This is a genomic window from Erythrobacter sp. CCH5-A1, assembly GCF_001557115.1.
In the GTDB taxonomy this organism is placed as follows: domain Bacteria; phylum Pseudomonadota; class Alphaproteobacteria; order Sphingomonadales; family Sphingomonadaceae; genus Erythrobacter.
Map to the genome: position 1 here is coordinate 1 of NZ_LSKQ01000243.1, position 5805 is coordinate 5805.

The 5805-nt window shown below is 67.0% G+C and carries 6 protein-coding genes; 1 reads left to right on the top strand and 5 read right to left on the bottom strand.

The genetic code is table 11. The features are described 5' to 3' along the window. Positions 1-72: 72 nt before the first annotated feature. Positions 73-918, top strand: a complete 846-nt coding sequence (locus AX708_RS15300) for a hypothetical protein (RefSeq protein WP_067490378.1) — start codon at positions 73-75, stop codon at positions 916-918. Here the strand turns inward: AX708_RS15300 and bchJ are convergent. The 5 genes from bchJ to hppD form a co-directional block, all read right to left on the bottom strand. Further along, positions 905-1510 (bottom strand): bacteriochlorophyll 4-vinyl reductase, encoded by a 606-nt coding sequence (gene bchJ, locus AX708_RS15305; RefSeq protein ID WP_066527098.1) that lies wholly within the window; start codon positions 1508-1510, stop codon positions 905-907. The two genes, AX708_RS15300 and bchJ, sit on opposite strands and share 14 nt — an antisense overlap. Further along, on the bottom strand, positions 1500-3113 hold the full coding sequence (gene bchE, locus AX708_RS15310; protein ID WP_066527104.1) for a magnesium-protoporphyrin IX monomethyl ester anaerobic oxidative cyclase: 1614 nt from the start codon (positions 3111-3113) through the stop codon (positions 1500-1502). Before bchE ends, bchJ begins: the two co-directional genes overlap by 11 nt. Positions 3114-3193: 80 nt before the next feature. Next, on the bottom strand, positions 3194-3757 hold the full coding sequence (locus AX708_RS15315) for a VOC family protein (RefSeq protein WP_066527106.1): 564 nt from the start codon (positions 3755-3757) through the stop codon (positions 3194-3196). A 14-nt stretch (positions 3758-3771) separates the two neighbouring features. Then, a complete protein-coding gene (locus AX708_RS15320; RefSeq protein ID WP_066527109.1) occupies positions 3772-4422 on the bottom strand; it encodes a hypothetical protein in 651 nt (216 codons plus the stop codon). Continuing rightward, on the bottom strand, positions 4419-5549 hold the full coding sequence (gene hppD, locus AX708_RS15325; protein WP_233999668.1) for a 4-hydroxyphenylpyruvate dioxygenase: 1131 nt from the start codon (positions 5547-5549) through the stop codon (positions 4419-4421). Before hppD ends, AX708_RS15320 begins: the two co-directional genes overlap by 4 nt. Between the last annotated feature and the right edge of the window lie 256 nt (positions 5550-5805).

Genomic DNA, 5805 nt, shown 5'->3' on the forward strand with positions numbered 1-5805 from the left:
GACCTCGAGCCGGACCGCTACGCCGTTCAGCGTTAGGGTTACGATGTTACCGCCCCGCTGCCCGACGAACTGGTGCTGCGCGGCGGTAACATCGTAACCCTAACGCTGAACGGCGTAGCGGTCCGGCTCGAGGTCAGCGCCGAGGCCTTCGGGCCGCCGGTCGTCAATCCCGACGTCGCCGCGCGGGTCTTGCTGCTGCCCGAGAGCCGGCGCGGATGGCGCTTCGGGCCGGTGTTGGTCGAAGGCGAAGCCGCCACTGCCCTCGCCGATTTCGGGGCGGGGCCGGTGCCGCTCACCGTGGCCTGGGCGCCTCGCGCGGCCTCGCAGAAGGCCGACGGGGTGATCGGCGTGCACCACCTGCCCTATGCCCGCGTGACCTTCGCCTACCATGATCCCGCCGCGGGCGAGACCGTCCAGCGCTTCGCCTTACAGCGCGCAGGGGGCAGCAACACCCGGCTCGGGACCTCGGTGGTGGTCGGCAAGAAGAAGCTGATGATGATCTTCGTGCCCGAACGCTGCGAAAACCTCATCACCGCCCCCACCGCCAATTTCATCGCGACCCATCAGGAAGGCGGGTTCGAGCCGGACTCGGCCGGCATCGCAGTGATGGATTTCGGCGTCGAGCGCCCGACCCGGATGATGCGCATCGCCGAGCCGATCCTCTTGGGCGACCTCGCGCTGACACACTTCGCCGTGCGCATCGAGGACTACGGCGCGCCGCGCCGCGTGGGCGAGATCGCTGCGGACGATCCGCGCTTCGACCCGAACAATATCCTCGTCAGCCGCCGCAAGGGGCGTGGGCGTCCCGATCTCCTCACCCGCATCGGCCGCGACCAGATCGCGCATTGCTCCTCGCTCACCTACGATCTGGCGGGCGGCGAGATCCGCCTGTCCTGCGCGCCGATCAGCCCAGGGTGATGGCGTAGCTGCGCGTCATGTCGCAGGGCACGTCGGGCGCGATCATCCGGCAGGTGCAAGCGGGGGCGACGAGTTCGCGGTAGAGCCGGGTGAAAACCGCGCCATACCATACGAACAGGCTTTCGGACGGCGGCAGGCGGTCGCGCGCCGGGGTGCGGTCGATGGTGAAGTGCCAGGCATCCGCCGGAGCGAAGGCGCCCGCGCCCACGAAGGTCCAGGCATGCTTGCGGATCGCGGCCATCAGCAGCGGCGCGGCGGCACGCGCGGGCAGACGGCGCAGCAGCCAGCCCGCCGCGCGCGGGATGCGGTGGGCGATGATGTAGTCCGCCGTGCGCGCGCCCGCCTCCTCGGCGATTTCCAAGGCGCCCATCGGATCGTGCAACGCAAGCCAGCGGTGGAGCCTGAGCGCCTCGATCTCAGGGATCATGTGCTCGCCCGAGGGGAGCCGGGTGATCTGCGCATCGGCGAGGATGGCCGCGGTACCGGCTTGGCCGAGCCGCTCCTCCATCACCTCGACCGTCTTGAGCACCGCATTGGGCCCGATCAGCGGCTCCGCGCGCCGCCGCCCGAGGATGCGCCGCTCAATCGACATTGATCCGATCCCGCCGGCGTTCTTCACCCCGCAGCTTCATCTGCGCGCGAACCGCCTCGCGGCGCTCGGCCGCCTGTGCGGCCTTGTCGGCATTGGTCTCCCAGTCGGTTGCGGCATCGGCGGCGGCGAGGCGGCTTTCGTCGAAATGCCAGTCGAGCTGTTTCTTGGTCTGCGGCCCCCAGTAGCCCGCCTTGCCGAGATCGTAGAAGGTGCGCTTGAACCCTGCGCGCAGGAAGGCCCACAGGCACCCCAGCAGATAGCGCCGCCGGAAGCCGGTGCCGCGCCACGGATAGTGGAACAGCGCCTTGCGGCTGTAGAAGCGGCGGTAGTTCTTCATCACCCCGTCGAGCAGCTCCCCGCGCTCCATCGCGGCGGGCTTCATGATCGGCGTCACGAAATTGTACTTCGAGAAATCGTGGACCTCGACCTGGTCCTTCAGCGTCTCGAACAGCGGGGTGTAGGGCCAGGGGGTGTACATCGCCCAGTTGGCGAGATCGGGCTGCCAGTCCCACGCCATCTGGAAGGTGTCCTCGAGCGTCTCGGGGGTCTCATTGTCCAGCCCGACGATGAACTGCGCCTCGACGAAGATGTCCGCATCGCGCAGCAGCTTGATCGCCTGCTTGTTCTCCTCGACCTTGGTTTCCTTGTTGAACCGGTCGAGCTTCATCTGCGCCGCCGCCTCGGTGCCGAGGCTGACGTGGACGAGGCCAGCCTTGCGATAGAAGGGCAGCAATTCCTTGTCGCGGTAGATATCGGTGACGCGGGTGTTGATGCCCCATTTCACCTTGTCGGGCAGCCCGCGGTCGATCAGCTCCTGACAGAACTTGATGAAGGTCTTGCGATTGATGGTCGGTTCTTCGTCGGCGAGGATGAAGAAGCCGACGCCGTGCTTTTCGTGGAGCTCCTGAATCTCGTCGACCACGTCTTTCGGGTCGCGAACGCGATAGTCCCGCCAGAACTTCCACTGCGAGCAGAACGAGCAGGTGAAGGGGCAGCCGCGCGCGAGGTTGGGGATGGCGACACGGGTGCCGAGCGGGATGTAGGTGTACTGGTTCCAGTCGAGGATGTCCCAGTCGGGCTTGATGGAACTCATGTCCTTGATGGTGTCGGCGGCCTCGGTGGCGACCACCTGCTCGCCCTCGCGGAAGGCGAGGCCCTTGATGGCGCGCGCGTCCCTGGGCCAGCGGCCCTGCTCGATCGCCGTGAACAGTTCGACCGCGATCTCCTCCCCCTCGCCGCGCACGATCACGTCGATGTGGGGCGCCTCGGCGAGCACCTGCTGGTACATGAAGGTCGCATGAATCCCGCCCAGCACCCGCACCGCCTGCGGCACATGCAGCGCGGCAATCTCCAGCACACGTTCGGCTGCGTAGATCGAGGGTGTGATCGCGGTCGTGCCGACCACATCGGGCTGGAGCGCAGTCATGCGCTGGCGCAGCTCGTCGTCCGACAACCCTTCCGTCATGGCGTCGATGAAAGTGATGTCGTCGAACCCCGCGCGCTTCAACGGCCCGGTCAGATAGGCGACCCAGGCGGGCGGCCATGTCCCTGCGATCTCGGCCCCACCGGAGCGGTAGTTGGGATGGACGAACAGGATGCGCATGGGCCGACTCCCCCTTCTTGGATGGCCCAAGGTGGGGGAGACGGCGTGACTGCGCTTTGCGTCAGATCAAATGTCGAAGCTCACGCCTTCGCCGCGTGTTCCGCGCGGGCGATTTCGTGGAGCCAGTCGGCATGACGCGGGGCGGTCTTGGTTTGCGACCATTCCTCCAGCATCACCGGGGCGACGCGGGCGAGCTCGGCATATTGCTCGGCTGTGCCGATATCGGCGGCGAGTTCCACGCGGTGGCCGTTGGGGTCGAAGAAATAGATCGACTTGAAAATGCCGTGATGTGTCGGGCCCAGCACGTCGATCCCCTGCGCTTCGATATGCGCCTTGGCCGCCAGCAGCGCCTCTTCGCTAGGCACCTTCAGCGCCAGATGCTGTACCCACGCCGGGGTGTTCGGATCCTTGCCCATCTCCGGCTGGTTCGGCAGCTCGAAGAACGCCAGAATGTTGCCGTTCCCCGCATCGAGGAAGATGTGCATGTAGGGATCATATTCGCCCGTCGAGGGCACGTGGTCCTCGGCAAAGGCGGTGGTGTAGGTCATGCCGAGCACGCGGGCGTACCACTCCACGGTCTCCTTCGCGTCCTTGCAGCGGTACGCGGCGTGGTGGATGCCGGCGAGGTTCACGGGGTGGGTCATGGCGCTCTGCTCTCTCAATCGGGATGGCGTTCAAGGATGATGTCGCGGGTTACCTGCCACACGCCGCGCGCGTCGCGGATGGCCGGGACGATGCCGTTGCCGCCCTTGTTGGTCATGCCGCTGCGATAGGCGTCGGTCACGCCGAACTCGCCTTCAAACACGATGTCGTCGATCCAGTAGGGGCGCTTGCCCGGCTCGAGGATCGTGAAGTGGATGTGTGCGGGGATCGTGTCGTTAGGGTAGGGGGCGGGCTTGATCGTGTCGAAGCTGTAGCGTCCGTCCGCGCCGGTCTTCACCCAGCCACGCAGCCGGCCGTGGCGGCGCGAGGCTTCGGTCCCGGGTGTCCCGTTCGCGTAAAGCCCTTCGGCGTTGGTCTGGTAGGCATAGATCACCACGCCGGCGGCGGGTGTCTTGCCACCGGCGGCATAGACCGTCCCCGCGACGCGCAGCGGCTCGCCGGGTTCGCCGTCAGGCGCCATGTCGGCATGGCTCGCGAGCGTAGCGCCGTCGGCCTCGAGCGCGCCTTCGCAGCCTTCGCACTGGTAGAGATCGGCGCGCGCCTTGCCCGCAGCGGGGTCGGCCTTGTCGGCCTGCGCGCCGGCCACGCCGCACGCCGCAAGGCCGAGCAGCAGGATCGCGGCAAGGACCTGCCGCGCGGTGATCACTCCGCCGGCTCCTCGACATTGAGCACGCCGCGGATGATCTGGTCGCGCTCCATGCTTTCGAACAGGGCCTTGAAGTTGCCTTCGCCGAAGCCCTCGTCGCCCTTTCTCTGGATGAACTCGAAGAACACCGGCCCGACCTGCGCCTGCGCGAAGATTTGCAGGAGGAGGCGGGGCTGGCCGCCTTCGGTGGTGCCGTCCAGGAGGATGCCGCGCATCTTCAGCGCCTCGACATCCTCGCCGTGGCCGGGCAGGCGCTCGTCGAGCATGTCGTAATAGGTCGCAGGCGGCGCGGTCATGAAGGGGACGCCGAGTGTCTGCAGGCGGTCCCAGCAGGCCAGCAGGTCGTCGCAGATGAGCGCGATGTGCTGGATGCCCTCGCCGTTGAAGGCGCGCAGGAACTCCTCGATCTGGCCCTTGCCGCCCTCGCCTTCCTCGTTGAGCGGGATGCGGATCTTGCCGTCGGGGGCGGTCAGGGCCTTGCTGGTGAGGCCGGTGTATTCGCCCTTGATGTCGAAGAAGCGGATCTCGCGGAAGTTGAACAGGGTCTCGTAGTAGTCGGCCCAATACTTCATGCGGCCGGTGTAGACGTTGTGTGTCAGGTGATCGATGGTGTGGAAGCCCGCGCCTTGCGGCTGCGGGTCCACGCCGGGGAGGTATTCGAAATCGATGTCGTAGATGGTGAGGTTGTTGCCCTTCTCCGCGCCGGCATAGCGATCCACGAGATAGAGGATCGCCCCGCCGATACCGCGGATCGCGGGGATGCGCAGTTCCATCACGCCGGTCTGGACGGCGACGGGTTCCGCGCCCTTGGAGATAAGGTGGTCATAGGCCTTGGCGGCATCGCGCACGCGGAACGCCATGCCGCAGGCCGAGGGGCCGTGTTCGCGGGCGAAATACCACGCGGCCGAGCGCGGCTCGTAATTGGCGATGAGGTTGATGCCGCCCTGCCGCCACAGGTGCACGTCCTTCGAGCGGTGCTGCGCGACGCGGGTAAAGCCCATCGCCTCGAACACCGGCTCGAGCACGCCCTTCTCCGGCGCGCAGAACTCGACGAATTCGAACCCGTCGAGGCCCGCGGGATTGTCGAAGAGGTCGGTCGCCCCTTCCATCTTCTGGCTAGCATTCATCGGATCGGTCCCCGCTGGCGAGATAGTTTCAATTGAAACTACTTACTGCAAGCTGCCGATTCGCGCAAGGCGGCATGGGCCGGGTGGCGAGAGTGGCGGGGGCTCGGCCGGAGGCCTCGCACGTGGCCGCTGGCGGGGGAGCCCCCACCCCCTACCCCCCGAGGGGGGGGACTCAGGCGATCCGCCCCACGTTCCGCCCGCGCTCGTCCTGCGTCAGGGAGAGCCGGAGGCCGAAGGGCTCGCCGCCCTCGAAGGC

Coding starts and splice junctions, on each gene's coding strand:
- bchJ (WP_066527098.1), bottom strand. CDS start 1,510: ATGTCGATTGAGCGGCGCATCCTCGGGCGGCGGCGCGCGGAGCCGCTG.
- bchE (WP_066527104.1), bottom strand. CDS start 3,113: ATGCGCATCCTGTTCGTCCATCCCAACTACCGCTCCGGTGGGGCCGAG.
- AX708_RS15315 (WP_066527106.1), bottom strand. CDS start 3,757: ATGACCCACCCCGTGAACCTCGCCGGCATCCACCACGCCGCGTACCGC.
- hppD (WP_233999668.1), bottom strand. CDS start 5,549: ATGAATGCTAGCCAGAAGATGGAAGGGGCGACCGACCTCTTCGACAAT.